The sequence below is a fragment of the Bacillus sp. FSL K6-1338 genome (assembly GCF_038006965.1).
In the GTDB taxonomy this organism is placed as follows: domain Bacteria; phylum Bacillota; class Bacilli; order Bacillales; family Bacillaceae_G; genus Bacillus_A; species Bacillus_A thuringiensis_S.
The window spans coordinates 1,980,049-1,999,048 of record NZ_JBBOWI010000001.1 but is presented as its reverse complement, the minus strand read 5'-3'; the positions used below and the strand labels follow the sequence as shown (position 1 = coordinate 1,999,048).

The window sequence follows — 19,000 nt, the reverse complement described above, 5'->3', positions numbered from 1 at the left end:
CTCCCTTAGAATGATTTATTATTTTGAAAAGACTTTTCATAATTCACATAATCTTGCTTGGCTTCCTGATCATTATCCTTTTTACTACTAAAATTCACAGATATTTGCTGAGTATGTGTTAATAATTTTCCCTCACTATTTTTCTTTTCATATACAATTGAAATTATTAATTGTATTATTTGCATTGGATGCTGTTTCGTATCTTTAGAATCGTTAAAATTAAATACAATTGATGCTGTTTCAAAACTATCATATTGCAAATTCAATTTATCGTTAATTATTTCTTGAAATTGTGATTCCGTTAACGTAAAACCAACTGTATTTGGTTCATTAAATTTCTTTTTATTTCCATCTACTTTCAGTTGTAAACTCCCAACACCTTGCAATCTATTAAAAATTAGTTTTACATGTGAAACATCCAAGCTCGAATCAGTACTGTAACCCTTTCTATCTTTATACATGAACCTAGTGCTATATTTTTCTTCTTCTTTATATTTATTATCCTTATGTCTATCTTTTATGTTCTTAATATCACTTGTTATTTTTTGAGTGGTCTCTCCATACAATAAATTTTCTTTCAAATTATATATACCTTCAGTAGTTTGATATAGTGTATTATGAATTCTGTCATCACCATTTTTTTCTGTCGTAAAATCAATAACCCGTTCCTTCACATACGCATACCCATCATCACTCGCAGACATAACCTTTCTCATGTCACCTTCATCCAAAGCTTTGACAAATGGCTTATAATCTATTTGCTTTTCCCCAAAACCACATCCACTTAATAAACTTGCCACTATTGACACGACTATCATCACCTTAGCTTTCTTCTTTAATTTCATACTGTCACCTCGTTAGTTACTCTAGGCATTTTTAGTTTCATTATGTTCCCTTTTTGATAGTAATACACTTCATCTTTACCTAATGGCGCTTCGTTGCTTATATATTTTATGTTGAAGATACTTTGATCATTTAATGGCATTGCGATAATTGCTGCTGTTAGCTTACTTCTCATTTTCATAGGTAGAGCTTCACGATTTCGGTCCATGTAGTCGTGGTGACCTGCTAATACAAAGTAAATACCTACTGTACGAGATAAATCAATTAAAGTCGCTGCATCCTCCATTTCTAAATAAACAAATTTACTAAACTCTTCAACATTTGTCATGATAATGAGTTGTTTTGTGAATGCAGGAATTTCTCTACCTTCTTGTCTTGCTTGTGCTAATTCAAAAGCTCGTTCACGAATTACTTCCATCCAATACTTCGCATGCATATTGATTTCATTTTCGTCTACAATGTAGTGCGTCACATCGTCTTTATATTGAACGAAACTATACTCTGCTGTATCCAACAACGTCACACTTTCAAAATAATCTTTATTCAATTGAGATAGGATGCTAGATACAATTTGTTTTCTCATACTATCATCTACACTATAAATCATTAAATGATCATTCACTGCAATATCATGAGCTACAACTTCTACGTTTGCAAAATCAAGCCCCATTGGAATTCTTGCTGCTTGTAGAGCTTTTGTAACGTCTTTATTTTTACGATAAGTAGCAATATCAATAATTTCTGGCATCATTGGAATTGCCTTCGGACGTTCTCCATCCCATTCTCGGTCCATATCATTTGCTTCTTGTTGTAATAATTGAATTTGCTGTAATTCATCTTCTGCTTTCGTAGGTAATGCAACCTGGAATAATGTGGGAGATTCTAGTTTTATTAACGCTCTTCCTGCTGTTTCTTCCACTTTTATATCAGATCTCCCTACAATACTAGCTACTTCACTTTGATCAATCATATATAGGCAAGTTTGGATTTTAATATTATTGTACAATTGAATTCTAAGTGCATTTTGTCGCCCTGCACTAATTAAGGTATGAATTCCTAAACTTGCACCATCTCGGACAATTTGCATAATTAGCATTTCAAAGCTTTCATAGAACTTCGCTTCTTTTACTGCATCATAATTGTCGATTGCAATAATAATATGTGGTATTTCTTTCCCACTTGCCTTTTCATACATTTCAATATTTGCAACGTCATATTCACTTAATAATCGTTTACGATTTTTCATTTCCTGAGTTAATCTTTCAACAAACTTTAAACATTTTTCAGATTCGTCAATCGTAATCGTATCCGCTACATGAGGTAATCCTTTTAAAGGTAGAAGACCATTTGTTCCAAGGTCCACTAAATACACATGCAAATGCTCCGGACTATGCTGACGAGCTACATCCATAATGACTGATTGTAAGAATGTTGATTTTCCGTAGCCTGGGCTTGAGAAGACCGCTACGTGTCCGTCTTTACTAATATCTAATGTTAATGGTGTTTGTGATTGTAATTCAGGCTGATCTAGTAGACCAACTGTTGCTTGTAATGGTTTCTTTTCTTTCGTCCATGCTTCTTTGAACTGAATTGCATGTAAGTCTTGTAAATATACGCTTTCTGGAAGTGGTGGTAACCACGGTCTAGCTAACGCTTCAATTTCATTTATTTCTGCGTAATCGTGAATGTAGTCAATAACAGCATCCAGTTCAGATGGTACGCTTATTACTTCTTTACTGCTACCAAGTCCACTTAAATCTTCACTTAATATTTCATATTGTCCTAGATCATTTATTGCATAGATTGTTGCGTCTAAATGTTCTTTATCCTCTTTGTTTTCTACATAGTCTGCTCCGCTCCAAGCTGATTGGAATAATTCATAAATTTCATTATTCCCAACTTGTAAGTAAGCACGTCCTGGTAATGTAATTTCAGCAGCATCCGGTGTTTTTAAAATTTCATTACTATCTGACGTATTTTGAACTTTTAGTGCTAGTTTGAATTTCGAGTTACTCCAAATTTGATCATCTACAACACCACTCGGTTTTTGCGTAGCTAATATTAAATGGATTCCGAGTGAACGACCGATACGCGCTGTTGAAACTAACTCTTTCATAAATTCTGGTTGTTCTGACTTCAGTTCCGCGAATTCATCACTAATTAAAAATAGATGTGGCATCGGTTCACTTACTAAGCCTTCTTTATACAGTTTTTGATACTGATTAATATGGTTTACATCATTTTCCCCAAATAATCGTTGTCTTTTTTGTAATTCAGCTTTAATTGATGCGAGCGCTCTCATACTTTGTGCTCCATCTAAGTTCGTAATTGTTCCTAATAAATGCGGTAAGTTTTTGAATAAATTCGCCATACCGCCGCCTTTATAGTCAATTAGTAAAAAGGCTACTTCGTACGGATGGAAATTAACTGCTAGAGATAAAATGTACGATTGTATAATTTCTGATTTACCTGAACCTGTTGTACCTGCTATTAACCCGTGTGGTCCGTGTGCTTTTTCGTGTAAGTTTAAGTTTACGATATCTTCTTTCCCACGTAATCCAAGTGGTACAGCTAAAGATTTATGCGCTGCATTTTTCTCCCAGCGACTTGTAATATTCAGTTCTTTTACTTTTTCAACGCCGTACATTTCTAAAAATGTTACGCTTTCTGGAATACTATTTTTTAAGTTTTGCAAATGATTTAATGGTGCTAATGCCCTTGAAATATCTTCTAAATTGAACCCTTTTGGCACATGATTTAGTTTAAATTGACGGTTAACAAGCTCTCCTTGCTCTAAGATGATGTTCCCTTGTTTTGCATCTCTTATATCTATTACCGTTTTCACATGCTCCGGTAAACTTTGCATAACATCTTGTACAAATACAAGTGATACACCTAATTGACTCGGATCATCATTAAAGAATTCCATAACAACATGGTCTAATATTAGTTTTTCATCTGTAATGAGAACGACATAGTGCGGTGCAAAGTACATTTTTTCATTAGTAGAACTTTTTTCATCTAGTTTTAATTTTCGTTCTTTCAATATTTGATACAAACTATTTAACACTTGATCACGGCTACGATCATGGTATACAAATCCACGTACATTTATATCGCGAACACTTCCATGAGGTAACCAGCGCATCCAATCCCATTTTTCTTTTTCTTCTTCCGGAAAAATAGTAATAAACTGCAAGTCATAATAACTATGGAATAAAGCCGTTTGTGCAACTAATAATTGTAATTGCTCTAACACTAAAGAGCGTTGACCAATATAACCGACTGGTCCATTCATTAAATCTGTTACAACTGGTACATCTTCCAATGATAGATAACGCTGTCTTAGTTCACGTGCTATATCAATTAATTCATCTTTCGTTTGACTAAATTCTTCTTCATTAAATTGAATTTCAAAACTCGTATTAGCTTGTCCTGTTCCAACGCTAAATGTTAAGAAATCATGATGTAACATTGTTTTTTCATAAATTCGAGGATTTACTTGAACTGCCATATTACGTATTACTTCTACATTTGGATTGTGATAATGTAATGCGTGACGCTGTTTTTCACTTTCTGCATGTAAATCTTTCGTTTTTTGTTTTATATACTCTCTATAGCTTTTATCTCGTTCAACAATGTCGACTTTATATTGCTTCAAATTTTTAATATACGATGTGACAGAAACAATGATTGTTACTAATGTCATCGCAATCGATGCGATAATAAACATTCCATATTTCATGAAAATAGCAAGTAATACAGTTACGACAATCATGACAAGTGAAGGTGCAATGATTCTTGCTAAATGCTCCGTTGGTTTTGATGGCATACTTGAAGGCTTTGCAATTGTCATTTTCTCTTCTGGTTCACGGTAAATAATACGTGGTGAACGATGATAGTCTGGATAACCACTTTGATAATTCGTTTCTGATTCTACTAAAATAGGTAACGCAGATTTCACTTTATCTTCTGAAGAAAGTACTTGAATGTCTTCACTACCAATCTCCAATAAAATACCATCAAAATATAATACGTCTCCTGATTCCAACATAACGCTATCTTTTAACTTCGTATAATTATGAAATACATCCCCGCCATACACGTTCACTTTAAAAGAATCGTACAACGTTTCGCGAGATAGCATTAAATCTACACTAGTCCCGGTAATAGAAATATCATCGTAATCGTTTCGACTCACTGTAAGAGAAAGTTTCGTTCCGATATCAAACACTTTAGTTGTGCCAATAATAGATATAAAGATTTTCAAGCTCACATCTCTTGTTTTTCCAATCTCAACTTCCTTATTGAATTCTATTAATTGATCCTGTACCATCCAAGCATTTACTTCATTATTCCACTTTAACTCTATTTCTTGTTCTAAACTTGGATTCGTAATATCATTTGTCCACTCTTTTCCAATCGACACTATTGATTGCTCATTTGGATGTAATGTGCACTTATATATTTTGTCTCCATAAGTCAATACTAATAGTTGCTCCATCCGTGTTCACTGCTCCTTTTCAACTGTCTCATCAAGTGCTTACTCTTTTTTCTCTGTGTCCGACAAATTTTTATCGCTTGATGAATTGCCATATTTCTTTTTATATTCATCTAATTGTTGCTCATATGTTTTTAACTTTTGATCACGTTCTTCTCCTGATAAATCCGGATTATTTTTCAGTGATTCAATTTGTTTAACAAGGCCGTACATAATAAGCTGAGGATCATCAAGTGTCTTAGCTAAATCTAATGATTTATCAAAATTACCTTTTCCGTTATACATCCAATACAGCAAATACTTTTCATCACTTTTCAAACTAATGTTTTTCATAATCGATTTCTTTTGAGCTTCACCTAGTTTTTCAGCTGTAATGTATGCAAATGCTAACTCATATTTAGATGCAATCGGTAATGATTCAAATTCCTCTTCATTTAATTGCGTAATGACTTTGTCATAATCAGTTGCTATGAAACTTGCATTTGCTTCTAACAATTTATTTTGATAAGGAAATTTTATAAAAGTGAAATATATTAAAGGAGCAGCTAAAATAACTGTCGCCGCTATGAAGGAAAAAGCTAAGTATTTAAACGATTTATAGCTTTTTTTAGGTACTAACTGCATATTTTTCTCTGTTTTTGTTTGTTCCTTCTCAAAGCTGTCATCAAGAAACTGCAGTAATGCATCTAAGCTTTCCATTTGAGCAACGGTCTGTTCAAATGTTGTTTCTTTTGCATCTTTTAGTAACCCAGCATACAAATCATCAAAGTTATGTTTTTGGGAGAATAAAGCAATAATTAGACACTTATATTGTGTTAAAAATTGTTCTTCTGATAACGGGGTTGGTGGAACAATATCTCGAATTCCTCTATGTATAATACTTGGTATTAAATTAGCATTAAAAACTATATTGTCTGGATGTAAAAAGAACGTGATTCGTTTATTCAAATATTTACGAAACTGCGCAACATTCCGAAGTAGTCTTAATTTCTCATTTCTTCCAAAACGGCTAAGATTGTCCCACTTATATAATTTTTTATCTACTTGATATAGAAACGTAAACATATCATCCGCTTCTTCTATTGTTAATGGTACAAATTCAGATGATACGCCCGTAATTATATCGAATTGACGGAAGTCTTTTATACGTGTTTGAGATTTGGTCATCTCCAATTTCCAATTTTCTTTTTCTATTTGAAATTGATAGTTCATTGCATCAATTTGAATTATTTTTTCCGTCATGTTTATCCTCTTCTCCTTTTCTTTATAACCCGTAATAACTTATTTTCAAATAACTAAAAGTAAAAAATATTCTTTATAAAACTTGCAAAATATCTCCATCTGTTATTTGGTGATCAATTAAACGATCATTATCTGTTAAAACAATTGACTTATTTTTCACTTTAATTACAAAATGTGAACCTTCATGATTATCAATCTTTAGCGTATCTAATAAGTTTTTCAATAAATATTTAATAGATTGGTGATTCGGAATACGCAAATCGTATGTATTTCCATTCCATTTATTAAAATCTACTGTGACATTAATATGTGTTTGTATTGCCATCGCTTTACCTCCAACTTTTACGAAGAACCGTATAAATACCGATGCAAATAAGTAGAATGCCGCCGCCAAATAATAATATTATTGTTATACTAATTGGCTCTTCATTCATTGTTTCATTACTCGCTACTTCATCTGCACTTTTTCTGACAATGTATTCACTGCTAAACAAACTATTTTTCGTATCTTTAACACTATTATTCTCTTTTGGTTTTGTAAAAAGAGAATCTCGCAAAGCTTCCATATCTTTTTGTTCTTTCTTTTTCTTTTTCTCAATTTCTTCTTCTATATCTTTGTTAAATAACTCAATCGATGCTTTATCTAATTCTGTTTCCTTATGTTCCTTTTTATTTTTTTCTTGGTCGCTTTCTTCAAGTCGATCCACTTTAAACTTAATCTTCCCATCATCACCAAGATAACTGTCAGCCGCGCTCCTTATCGGTAGCGCGACAAACAGTAAAAGGATAGAGAGAAATGATAACTTAGCCACTATGCTCCATTGTTTGATCATTTACTTCTTTTTCCTCCCATTTCTTATGCCATACAAATAGATTACTAACCAATCCAATAATGGCAATTACAAACAATACGACAAAAATAACTTTCCCAGTATCTTTACCACTAATAAAATCATTTAGAAAACTTTCTATATACTGAAGCGGTGAGAATTGACGTATCTTTCCGACAGACGACATTTGATCTACTTTACTTCCAACTGCCTCAGTTAAAAATAGGTACATGCTTAAAAATACTAATAGTATAAACATTCCTACCATTTTTATTTGTCGTAATAAGTAGGTTGAGACTAATACAAACGCCATCATAATAAATGTGATGAACGCAATCCATAGTAAACTTTGATCCTGACCGAACTTTAAAAGACGCCCAGAAATGATACCTATACTAATCCCTTCCACAATTGATATACCGAAAGCTACTACTGTAGTTGGTACATTCATATCAATTAATGAGAATTTCTCTTCAAAATGATCTGATTGCATTCGTTTCTTTTCTTGATTCGCAATTGCGTATGCTGTAAATAATGCAACAATGAAACAAGTTAATACAATTAAGTACGGTGTAAAAGCATTACCTGCTACAATTACTCCATCATTTTGCTTTTGAACTGGACTAGCTAAAAAGTCATATAGCATCTCATTTTGACGATCTCCAATACGGCTATTCGCTAAAATTTTCGTAAAGTTTTTGGAGAATGATTTATCATCTTCCATTTTCTTCGTAAAGTCATTTAATAATAAATCAGCTTTTGAAACAATTGTCGTTCCGCTGTCTTGAATTTCTTTTGCTTGTCCATTAATTTGATCAAATGTTTTATATACATCGTCTGAAGTTGCTAAACTATGCTTCGAACTTTCGACCAATGACTGACTTTGCATCATTAATGATTTAATACCAGAATCTAACGATAAAATAGCTGTTTGCTCACCAGCATGATTTGTTGTTAATACTTGCTGCTCTTCAACTAGCTTTAAGCTATTCTCACGCCATTTCGCTAAACCTTTTAAATACTCTCCTAAATTTTCATTCATACTAGTTGCTTGTTGCGTCGTTCCATTTAATTTCTCCGCTAGTAGCATAGAATTTTGATCCGCACTAGTAATAGATTGTTGATAAGAGTTTATTTTTTGTTTTAAACCTGACATATCTTGTTTTATTTCTGTAGTAATACTTGATGAAACAAGATTTGAAATTAAATCAATTAAGCTTTGTTTATTTAATACGTAGTACAAAGATTGATCCGTCGCAATTGCATCTAAACTTCCTTCTTCTAACTTAGGACCTACATCTTTCGTTCTTAAATCAATCCCATAATACATTTCGTAAAGGCTCATTAAACCTTGATAACTTTCGACTGTATCTACTGCTTCTTTAATTAATACACTAGAAGTAATATCTGTTATTTTTTCTGTTTTTTGATGTATAACTTGATTCGTTGTACTTTCAATAACTTTACCGTTATCTGTTCCCGTTTCGCCTCCTGGATTTCCTCCGGTTCCGTTATCTGTTCCCGTTTCGCCTCCTGGGTTTCCTCCAGTTCCGTTATCTGTTCCCGTTCCGCCTCCTGGGTTTCCTCCAGTTCCGTTATCTTTCCCTGTTGTGTTTTCCATTTTTTTAATAATAGGCGTTTTAGCATTGTGTACTAACGGCATTATGCCATACTGTGACTTATGAACCACATTTTCCACCTTGCTATTTTCCGTTTGTGTTCCTTTATCTTCTTTGTTAGGTTTTTCTTTTTCAGGACTAGTTTCTTTTGTATGAGTCCCACTCAATTCCCACTGCCATGTTACAGGAGAGAAAACATCTATATTGATGTTTGGATCTTTTAACTTCACATCCAAGCTAATCTTTATATCCCCTTCATTACGAGGAGCTATTGTAATTTCTCCTGCTTCGCTTTGAAGAAAGTCACTTGTACGATCCACATCATCAATATGTAAGAATCCTGTACTTCCATCTAGTTTAAATTCTTCTGGAATACTTATCTTCAAAATTTGCGGAGATTCCATTTTAATTACTTTCGCAGTATCACTAAATGTAATTCCCTCTGTATAAAGTCTATCCTTTACTTCTTTAATTGCGTTTCCTAAAGATATTTTATTTACAGGATCATAATAAAAATTATTTTCTTTATTATATTTTTTTGTAAATTGAATTACATTTTGCAGTTGTAATTTCGTCGCATCTGGTAAATCACTTTGACCGATTTCTTCCATGTTTAAACTAGGTAATTTCGCAATTAAATTCTCGATTTGTTTCTTTATTCGAGCATCTGGTTGTTTCATTAATGTATTTATGAAAATTTCTTGCTTTCCATCATTCGACATAGATTGCTTTAACTTCTTAATTACCGTCTCTTGAATATCACTTTCTAACTTTCCTGCAAGTTCTGTATCATATTCAGATACTTGTTTTTTTACATCTGCTAAATATTTTTGAACTGCTGCAGCATCAGTTAAAATATTTGGTTCTTTCTCTGAAAACGTAAATTGATTTGAAATAATTTTATTAGCGGATTCCAATGCACTTAATTGCTTTAAAGCATCGCCTGTATTCATATCATTCATATATTGATTAAATTGATTTGTGAAATTATTCGCTAATAAATTGTTATCAGTTTGCATTTTTTGAAAGTTATTAAAACCAGCTAAGTACGTACTGTTAGATTTATTCCCTTCATCTAACGCTTGACCGAAACCTTTTAAAACATCCTGAAATCCTTTGAAACTATTAACAGAAACACCTGTATAATCTTGTACTGTTTTAAATTGATTTGTGTAATTTGCTAACGGACTATGTATATCTTTTTTATACATAGTTGTTTGAACGTTTCCTTTTTCAATTATTTTACCTATATTATCTTGTGCACCTTGTAGCTTACCGATAATACTCGCAAAATAAACGTCGATTATTTGCTTATTGAAATCTTCTAAAATAACAGAAGCTGTATTTTCTGCCTCAGCTTTCAAATCCTTATTCCCAGTTGCATTTACTTTGTAGTTTAACGTTAATTTCTCCGGAATCTCTGAATCAATCGCAACTGCTTTCCTAGAAAAATCATTTGGAATAACAATCATCATATTGTAATTATTATTTTTCAATCCATTTTCTGCTACCCCGCGACTAACTACGTACCATTCTTGTTTCGTATTTTTATTTACATTTTTAATAAATTGATCTCCAAACGCTATTTTATTGCCCTCAAAAACAGTGCCCTGATCTTCATTTACCAACGCAACTGTCATTTTTGGTGTAGTATTCTCATTAGCTTTCTTAACATTTTGATTTAATGCTAAATAGGAGACCCCTGTTGATAGTACAAGAGCTAAAATAATAAACAACAAGATGCTCCATTTGAACTTTTTCACAACTTATCACTCCTGCGACTGCGAGTCTATCTAATGAAAGACTTCGTATCTTACTCTAGTTTTAAAGTAATTTAGCCATACAACGTATGGTTGCATGGCTAAATTATATATTTCTTTTTATCTATCTTATTGTAGACCGAAATTACGAGAAAGATCTTCGTCATGTCTAGCAACAGCTTCTGCAGTTTTATTAAGCTGCATATTAATTTCTTGTAATAACTGTGCGAAGTTTTGTACTTTTGGCTTTAATTGATTGAACTGTTGGTCAAAACCTTCGAAAGCACGACCTTCCCATTCTCCTCTTAATTCATTTTGTAAGTTTTGTAGTTGACGTAAAATGTCCTCAATTTGATTTGCACCTTGTCCATATCGAGTAGCTTTCGATTTAAGTTCCTCTGGTGACATACGAATTTGTCCTGCCATTATTAAATCCCCCTTAAAATTTAAAAATAGTAAAATTAACCAATAATCAATTCTACAAATTGATTATATCAATAATTTAAAAATTTCTAAACAAAAAAATGATATTTTTCCAAAATATATCTTTTACTATAATAACGATATATTGTATACTAGTAATTTATTTATTTTTTAAGCATACTCTATCAATCTACTATAAAATAAAGGCAAACCATCTATTTTATATATTTATAAAGACTTATTGGCTTTAAATTCCAGCGATAAAGTAGCCACTAAATCATTATTTTCTCTTCTCCCATTCCGACTATAATACTCACTTCAAAGTCATAATTACCTGCCTTTCAACAAACCCAAACTCTTCGTACATCTCTTTTGCAAAATTCCCAGCAAATACATTCAACCTAATTTCTGAATACTTCTCCTTTAATTCCTTAATACCAGCTTCCATCAGTTCTCGCGATAATCCTCTCCCGCGATATTCTGGGAAAACGTACAATTCATATATAAATCCAAGTTTTTCACGAGAAAAATAGTCTGTATTTTCCCCTATTAATATCCATCCCATTACTTTATTTTCTTCTTTAATGATTAAATAGTATGCTCCTTTTTCTACAATCGGCTTTGTAATTTCAATCGCTTTCTCGGTACTTAATTGACAATTCCCTCTCGTCCCTTCAAAAAGCGATTGAGCCGCATATTTTAATATTTCATTGGTATCTTCTTGATTCGCCTTAATTATCATTTTTCACAACTCCCCTTGAATAATAGGCATTACTATCCCTTGTTCAAGATTCTCCGCTTCCATAACAATTGCCGTTAATCCTTGTTCTGTACTTGTTTCATGAAGCTCTCCCTTCTCCCAAAACACAGCTTGTCCCGCCTCTATCTTTACCTTTTCCTTATTTGCCCCACACACATATCCTACTCCGTCCACAATAAGAAGCAGTTGAGATACAACTGCTTCATGACATCCGATTATTCCATTGGCTTGTAAATGCATAGCACCGATATGTACATTTCCTTGATGGTTTACTATTTTCGACATGATGAAATTAGATTGAAATACTGATAAGTGCTTTCCTACTTTTTCACTAAAATCAAAAGTTTTCATTACTAGTCCTCCTTATACGTATAAAACCATCCTTACTGTCTGCATCATATGTCCTTCAAAGTCTTCTTCAAATTGCTCTAATTCAGCAAAACCTTTCGCTTCATAAAAGCGTTTTCCTTTTTCATTTGCAGCTTCTACATGTATGTACAATTTCCGTATCCCATTTAATGCCTTAATCCCTCTTTGTAATAAAGCACTTCCGATCCCTTTTCCTTGCTGATCTGGTAACAAATAAATTGCCCCTAATTCCGCTTCGTTTTGTAGTCTAACAGGTGAAAAGTTCGCAAATCCTATTACTTCTCCCTCTTCTTCCGCAACGAATAAATGTGTATTTTTAAGGCGATATTTCATTTTTTCATCAGAATATGCCTCGTCTAAAAAACTATCTTGAATCTCTCTCGGAATAATGCCTTCATATGTATCATGCCAAGCTATTTTCGCTACTGATTGTACAGCCTGAATATCTTCTTGCTTCATTTCTCTAATTATATATGTCATCTCGATGTCTCCATTCTCTTTAAATTATATTCTGCTAATATACTAGAAGAAACGGCAGAACCATTTTCATAATTGACCTTAATTAATTTTAACTTTTCAATCGAAGCTGTTGTAACATCAAAATTCTCATATATATACTCCATCACACTTAAAAAATGAGTTGAATTCAAATGATTCGCAATCGTACAATGCGGAACCCATTTTCCTGGTACATAATATGAATTTGAATTATCATGAAAAGTTTTGAAATGATCATGATAAAAATGATGAAGTCTCAATAAATCATAGGTAACAGTCGGCGCTAGAAAAACCGTACCGTTAGTAGGAAAAGTTCCAACAGAAGGAAAAGTGACTGCAGACATGTTTTCTTGAATAGCTACAAATTCCTTTAATTTTTCAATATACAAATTAACATCCAACTCATTATAATCCGCAATCGTTATATGAGGTTCTACTCCAGCTAATTGATTTGTTCCAATTACATTTGTTAATTTATTTTGTAATTCTGTAATTTTATTAGTAAACACACGATCAAATGTAGCAATGATAGCGTACAATCTTTCTCACCCCTTCGTTACACATAGCGCTTCCCATTCTTCACGAATCATGCCCATTCGAATAGAATCATAGTATGTTCCGTTATAATAACGACACTTTCGCATTCTACCTTCTAAGCTCATTCCTATTTTCTCTGCTACTTTCATCATTCGTTCATTGCCAGACCAAGTCGTGATTCCTACTCTACCAATCTCCATTTTTTCAAATAGCAAATCTCTATATAATTTTAATGCTTCTGTACCATATCCACCATTCCAGTATGTTGGCTCATAAATCACAACTCCCATCTCTAACCAACGCGTCGTTTTATATTCCCAATAAAACCCGACTGTCCCAATGATTTGACCGTTATTTTCTATAATTAAATTTGACAGTGGTTCTTCTTTCAAACGATTTTGCATCTTCTCTTTATAGGAAGAGTATTCTTGCATTGAGAACGGGAAATATGGCGCATCCCATTTCTTCCATTCTGGGCTTTCTTCTTTAAATAAGATATTCCATAATGTTTTTATATCCGATTCTTCTATTGTACGAATTGTAACTTTCTTCCCCTTTAATACAACGTTTTGCATAATTCCCTCCTGCATTCCTCTTTATTTCATATATAATTATAATGTTTTTTCAGAAAAATCAAAACTAATATCATATATTATATTGTATAATTTTGTTATTAGATACCAATTATTGATTTAGAAAGCTGGTGATTCAGTGAATAATCGATTTAGTATTGCTTTATTTCTCACTATTGTTACCACAAATATTATTCTATATTTCTTCTTACCATCAAATATTGTTACGAAATGGGACTTCAATGGAACGCCTACATCAACAATGGATAAAAGCACTTTTGTAATCGTAAATATAATTATATGTTCCTTCTTATTCTTTATATTTTTAGCTTTATCTAAAGCAGCGAGTAACCAGAAATTTCTCCATTGGATCGGCAACACAATATTACTATTCTTATTTTTTGTCGATATTGTCATCGCCCTCATTGCTCTTGGCTTTTCACTCCCTCTTGATCATTTCATATTTTTAGCATTAGGGCTTTTATTTATATTAATAGGTTATTTCAGTTCCAAAATTGATACGACTAAATCAACCGTTTCATTAGAATGGAATGATAAGCACCTTGAAAAAAGAGCTTCAAATATTAGTAGTATTTCAATGATGATAGCAGGGATTTTTTTAGCGATACTTCCTTTTATCGTTTCTGCTCCCTATAGAGGTTATGCTATACTAGCAATTCTTTTAGGAATGACGCTTATCATTCTGCCGACTACGATTTATTTACTTATTAAAGACAGCAAGCAGTCCACTAATTTAAAAGGTTAATTGAAATATGTGATTGTAAAATAGGTAATAAAAAATAGGAGGTTATCCCCTCCTATTTCAGCTCAATATATTATTTCCCTTTTTATTCACCTCAAGCAAAATCCCTTTCTCTATCCAACCCTCTACGCCATCTTTTTTAATTAAATCATATCCTGAACAGCTATCATCAATGAGAGAAACGATATCTCCCTTCCTAACGCTTATTTGCGCACAAGAAATATCGGTTTTCACTGTATATTCACCTGACTCAAGTTGTTTCATATATTCATTTTTTACAGTGAGCAAATTATTCGTTTCCTTTTGCTTACATACGGTGTAATCTTGCATCTTCTCGATAGGCTCTATGTAATAATACGGATATGTCACTCCGCCCTGCATTTCTGAATTCGCATTAAAATCCGCTATTACTTCATGCTGTGGGAAATAGTCTACATATGTATAAGAAAATGTATCGCCCGTTTGTTTCCTCTGAATAATAAATGCATTTAATTGTCCTGCTTCTTTAATTGCATTTCCTCCATCAATTGCAATAATTTTTTTCTCCTCATCAATAACTGGATTGTTAGACGGTGCTTCTTCAGAATAGTTCACGACTGGCCAATGACCAACTATTACATACTTATTTGCTTTATGTGATTTATAAAAAAACTCCGGCATTGCTATCGCATTTTTGCGCTCTGTTTCTTTCCAATCTACTCTATCTTCTAGCCCTGCATGCACAAAAATATAATCTTCTGTTTCAATCGCTGTTGGCAACTCCGTTAGCCAATATAGTTCTTGTGAAAATTCACTTAGCAATGCTTCTTTCACTTCACGAATTGAAGTACCTTCATGAACTGAAAAATCCAATTGCTCTAGCCATTCATTAAAAATTGAATGCTTCCTCGTACATAAATAATTAATAAGACGAGGATTTTCATTTAGAAGAGCATCAACTAAAACTTCACAATTCCCTTCAACAACGTGAACCTTTGAATTGTTCTTTACAAGATTCATAACGTAGTTTACTACACCTACGCTATCTCGTCCTTTCTCGCAAAGATCTCCATTAATAATTAAATAATCTTCATCTTTAAAGTTAACTTTATGTAGTGCTTCTTTTAAAAGATTTAATTCTCCATGAATATCCGATATGACAATAACTCTAGCATCATTAGGGATTGATAGTTTCTTTATTTTTTTCAAGTATAAGCGCTCCAATCATTCTCTTTATTATTACTTAAAACAATTCGATACAATAACACTATATAACCTTTTCAAATACATATACCATAACTTACAACCTATTTACGGTTCAATAATAACTTGAGAAATAATAATAAGAAGAAGCTGTTCCCAACTTTTCGAGACAGCTTCTTCTTATTATTTATAATTCTTTATGAAAAGAATAACTCACCTTATCATACCCTTCTCTTTCATAAAAACGATGAGCATCAATTCTTGAAAATGCTGACGTGAGGGTGATAGACTCACATCCGTTTTCCTTTCCCCAGTTCTCTATATACGAAAGTAATACATTTCCATGTCCTTTTGAACGATGTGCGTCTGCCGTTACAAGGTCATATACGAAAACGTGCTTCTTATTATAAAAGTTCGTACAAATCGCTACACCTGCAAGGCTAACAACTTCATCATCTTCATTACGCAGCGAGAATAGTTTATAATTTTCTTCTTTCATATTTCGAAATAAAGTGCCTGTTTCCTCTTTTGAAAGTTGTGTTCGTAATTGCTGTAAAACAGGTAATACTTCATGTAATTGCTCTTCTGTTACTACTTCTTTAACATTCATTTTTAACTCTCCCTTAACTATTTATTTAATTTTCTAAATGTTATATCATTATTATAGAAAGTGACTGCCCTTTACTTAAGTGGCAGTTTCAGTATTTTTTATAAGGTCAGTTTTAAAGGAGAGTTTTATATGGATTTTACTATCCCATTGCAATTACAAAGTAACACACCTATTTACTTGCAAATTTACGAATATATAAAAGCTGAAATTATACAAGGGACTATTTCTGTTGGCACACGTCTACCCTCACACAGAAATTTAGCATCACAACTTAATATTAGCCGCATTACTGTTGAATCAGCTTATCAACAATTATTAGCTGAAGGTTATGTAGAAAGTAAACCGAAACGTGGTATTTTTGTAGCAAATTTCGATATTGACGTTATCCCAAATAAAAAACGAAATGCAGCAAAGAAGACGAGCAATTTGATAGACGAAAAATTCGAATACGATTGTAGCCAAGGGCTTATTGATCAAAATAAATTTCCGATTACAAATTGGAAACGGGCATTACAAGAATCCATACTTACATACGAAAATGCACTATTTGCCAAAGAAGACCCTCAAGGTGAATTCGCTCTTCGAGAGCATATATCAACATATTTATATCATTCTCGCGGTGTACATTCTTCACCTGATCAAATTGTGATCGGTGCCGGAACGCAGCCACTTCTCTGGTTACTACTTCAACTGCTTGGCCCTACAAAAGAATACGGCATTGAAAACCCTGGATTTCACCGTATACACGCAATCATTAAAAGCTGTGATAGACAAATCCATCCCATACCATTGGATGAAAAAGGGATTAATATTTCTAGCTTATACAATACAAATGCCAATGTCGCATACGTTACACCATCACACCAATTTCCACTTGGGATTATTATGCCTTTACCTAGAAGATTAGAATTGTTAAAGTGGGCTAATGATTGCAATGGATACATTATTGAAGATGACTATGATGGAGAGTTTCGCTACGCTGGTAAGCCGATTCCTTCTTTACAAAGTCTTGATTCAAATGAACGCGTTATTTATATGGGGACTTTCTCAAAATCTTTTTTACCTTCTTTACGAATGGGATATGTTGTTTTACCACCACATCTTTTAAAAATATATCAAGAACTGCATGGAATTTTTAAACAAACAGTGGCTACAATACAACAACTTGCTTTTGCTAACTTTATACAAAGCGGGAATTGGGAACGTCACCTTAATCGGAGTCGTACACTATATAAAAGAAAACATCATGCGTTAGTAAAATCCATTATGAAAGAAATGGGGGCTAATGTTCAAATTCTTGGCGAACAGTCCGGACTTCATATTGTTTTATGTGTACATAACAGTATGAATGAAAATGAACTGATTGAATCCGCTAAAAAACAAAGCGTTAAATTATACCCACTTTCTCCATATGATTTCATGAATGATTTACGCAAGGAATCATATGTATTACTCGGTTTTGGTAGTATTCCGGAAAATAAAATTGAGACGTTGGCTACATTATTGAAAGACGCTTGGTTCCCTAGTTGCAAGGAAACTTGTTAACAGTGGGTTTAACTTGTAACATACTAACAATTCAACAAAATAAAAAAGAAGGTTGTTCCAAAATAACTTTTTGGACAGCCTTCTTCTAGTTACTCACCTGACCTAGCTTTCCTTCCCGGACGTTTCACACCAGTCGTTTCTGTTGAATAGGAAGCTTCAATTATAGCGGTTGGATCTACAGAGAGAACGAGATCTTTCATTTTCGGATAAATGAATCGGTTTGTAATGCAATAAATGATTCTCTTATGCTCCCCTAAAAAACCACCTTCTCCATGTAGATACGTAACAGATAGTTGCAATTCTTTCATAAGTAAATCGCCTATTTCTTTATTCTTACCAGAAATAATCATAACGCTCTTACCTTGATTAATACCATCTAATATAAAATCAATCATCTTCGTAACAATATAGAAAATTGCTAATGAGAACATCGCTTGTTCGATTGAAAATAAAATTGCAACAAAGATGAAAATAACTGCATTTACTGCAAGTAAAAATGTACTAATTGGTACATTAAAGTGTTTATTCATCCAAACTGCTAACATTTCCGAACCGTCAATTGCTCCACCCATTTTAACAACAATCCCAACACCAATTCCGAACAGCACTCCACCATAAAGTACAATTAATAACTCAGAAGTCGTAATTGCTGGAAATGGTTTTAAATAAATTAATCCGAGTGTTGTAACTACATTCGCATAAGATGTACGGATAAAAAATTTCTTTCCCATTACTTTTGCAGTAAATAATAAAATTGGGATATTAATTCCTAAGAAAACGCCATAAAGCGGCAATCCTGCAACTTTATTTGCCATAATAGCAATAGCCGTTACCCCGCCATCTACTAATCCATTAGGTGCTAAAATAAGCTCTAATGAACCTGCTACTATAATTGAGCCAATTGTTAATAATACGTATTCAAATACTTTCTTCATTCATTACCCCC

At 33.0% G+C, this 19,000-nt stretch carries 16 protein-coding genes and 2 pseudogenes; 2 read left to right on the top strand and 16 right to left on the bottom strand.

Annotation, left to right across the window (positions count from 1 at the left end):
- Window positions 1-5: 5 nt before the first annotated feature.
- The 13 genes and pseudogenes from NZ044_RS10410 to NZ044_RS10355 all read right to left on the bottom strand — a co-directional run bounded on the left by NZ044_RS10410 (window position 6) and on the right by NZ044_RS10355 (window position 13,957).
- Window positions 6-845: a DUF3952 domain-containing protein gene (locus NZ044_RS10410; RefSeq protein ID WP_070183744.1), complete on the bottom strand. Its 840-nt coding sequence runs from the start codon at window positions 843-845 to the stop codon at window positions 6-8.
- A pseudogene (essC, locus tag NZ044_RS10405) lies at window positions 842-5,071 on the bottom strand (type VII secretion protein EssC); the annotation flags it as partial. The gene NZ044_RS10410 and the pseudogene essC, both read right to left, overlap by 4 nt.
- A pseudogene (locus NZ044_RS30835) lies at window positions 5,066-5,347 on the bottom strand (FtsK/SpoIIIE N-terminal domain-containing protein); the annotation flags it as partial. The pseudogenes essC and NZ044_RS30835, both read right to left, overlap by 6 nt.
- A 39-nt stretch (window positions 5,348-5,386) precedes the next feature.
- Window positions 5,387-6,586 carry a type VII secretion protein EssB gene (gene essB / locus NZ044_RS10400; RefSeq protein WP_000136616.1) on the bottom strand — a complete coding sequence of 400 codons (1,200 nt, stop codon included), beginning with the start codon at window positions 6,584-6,586 and terminating at the stop codon, window positions 5,387-5,389.
- Between the two features lie 73 nt (window positions 6,587-6,659).
- Window positions 6,660-6,911 (bottom strand): EsaB/YukD family protein, encoded by a 252-nt coding sequence (locus NZ044_RS10395; protein WP_001007566.1) that lies wholly within the window; start codon window positions 6,909-6,911, stop codon window positions 6,660-6,662.
- Between the two features lie 4 nt (window positions 6,912-6,915).
- Window positions 6,916-7,419 carry a type VII secretion protein EssA gene (essA, locus tag NZ044_RS10390; protein WP_000595655.1) on the bottom strand — a complete coding sequence of 168 codons (504 nt, stop codon included), beginning with the start codon at window positions 7,417-7,419 and terminating at the stop codon, window positions 6,916-6,918.
- Entirely contained in the window at window positions 7,391-10,798 is a 3,408-nt protein-coding gene (esaA, locus tag NZ044_RS10385) for a type VII secretion protein EsaA (RefSeq protein ID WP_340949717.1), read from the bottom strand. Before esaA ends, essA begins: the two co-directional genes overlap by 29 nt.
- 126 nt (window positions 10,799-10,924) lie before the next feature.
- Entirely contained in the window at window positions 10,925-11,221 is a 297-nt protein-coding gene (locus tag NZ044_RS10380; RefSeq protein ID WP_000918601.1) for a WXG100 family type VII secretion target, read from the bottom strand.
- 310 nt (window positions 11,222-11,531) lie between these two features.
- Window positions 11,532-11,960: a GNAT family N-acetyltransferase gene (locus tag NZ044_RS10375; RefSeq protein WP_000584237.1), complete on the bottom strand. Its 429-nt coding sequence runs from the start codon at window positions 11,958-11,960 to the stop codon at window positions 11,532-11,534.
- A 3-nt stretch (window positions 11,961-11,963) separates the two neighbouring features.
- Window positions 11,964-12,329, bottom strand: a complete 366-nt coding sequence (locus tag NZ044_RS10370; protein ID WP_000846433.1) for a hypothetical protein — start codon at window positions 12,327-12,329, stop codon at window positions 11,964-11,966.
- A 12-nt stretch (window positions 12,330-12,341) separates the two neighbouring features.
- Window positions 12,342-12,827: a GNAT family N-acetyltransferase gene (locus NZ044_RS10365; RefSeq protein ID WP_000221053.1), complete on the bottom strand. Its 486-nt coding sequence runs from the start codon at window positions 12,825-12,827 to the stop codon at window positions 12,342-12,344.
- Window positions 12,824-13,384 (bottom strand): 2'-5' RNA ligase family protein, encoded by a 561-nt coding sequence (locus NZ044_RS10360; RefSeq protein WP_098506273.1) that lies wholly within the window; start codon window positions 13,382-13,384, stop codon window positions 12,824-12,826. The genes NZ044_RS10365 and NZ044_RS10360 overlap by 4 nt, the downstream gene beginning before the upstream one ends.
- Window positions 13,385-13,390: 6 nt before the next feature.
- The gene (locus NZ044_RS10355) at window positions 13,391-13,957 is read right to left on the bottom strand and encodes a GNAT family N-acetyltransferase (RefSeq protein WP_098506276.1); all 567 of its coding nucleotides are present in this window, start codon (window positions 13,955-13,957) and stop codon (window positions 13,391-13,393) included.
- Window positions 13,958-14,093: 136 nt separating this feature from the next.
- On the opposite strand from NZ044_RS10355, the gene NZ044_RS10350 reads away from it, so the two are divergent.
- A complete protein-coding gene (locus NZ044_RS10350; RefSeq protein ID WP_017763060.1) occupies window positions 14,094-14,720 on the top strand; it encodes a DUF1648 domain-containing protein in 627 nt (208 codons plus the stop codon).
- Window positions 14,721-14,777: 57 nt separating this feature from the next.
- Here NZ044_RS10350 and NZ044_RS10345 read toward each other — a convergent pair whose 3' ends face one another.
- A complete protein-coding gene (locus tag NZ044_RS10345) occupies window positions 14,778-15,905 on the bottom strand; it encodes a metallophosphoesterase (RefSeq protein ID WP_118961793.1) in 1,128 nt (375 codons plus the stop codon).
- Between the two features lie 181 nt (window positions 15,906-16,086).
- Window positions 16,087-16,509, bottom strand: coding sequence for a GNAT family N-acetyltransferase (locus tag NZ044_RS10340; RefSeq protein ID WP_001101124.1), 423 nt, complete (start codon window positions 16,507-16,509; stop codon window positions 16,087-16,089).
- A 129-nt stretch (window positions 16,510-16,638) separates the two neighbouring features.
- On the opposite strand from NZ044_RS10340, the gene pdxR reads away from it, so the two are divergent.
- The gene (gene pdxR, locus NZ044_RS10335) at window positions 16,639-18,054 is read left to right on the top strand and encodes a MocR-like pyridoxine biosynthesis transcription factor PdxR (RefSeq protein ID WP_081143887.1); all 1,416 of its coding nucleotides are present in this window, start codon (window positions 16,639-16,641) and stop codon (window positions 18,052-18,054) included.
- Window positions 18,055-18,143: 89 nt separating this feature from the next.
- Here pdxR and NZ044_RS10330 read toward each other — a convergent pair whose 3' ends face one another.
- Complete coding sequence (locus NZ044_RS10330) at window positions 18,144-18,989, bottom strand: YitT family protein (protein WP_000755126.1); 846 nt, start codon at window positions 18,987-18,989, stop codon at window positions 18,144-18,146.
- Between the last annotated feature and the right edge of the window lie 11 nt (window positions 18,990-19,000).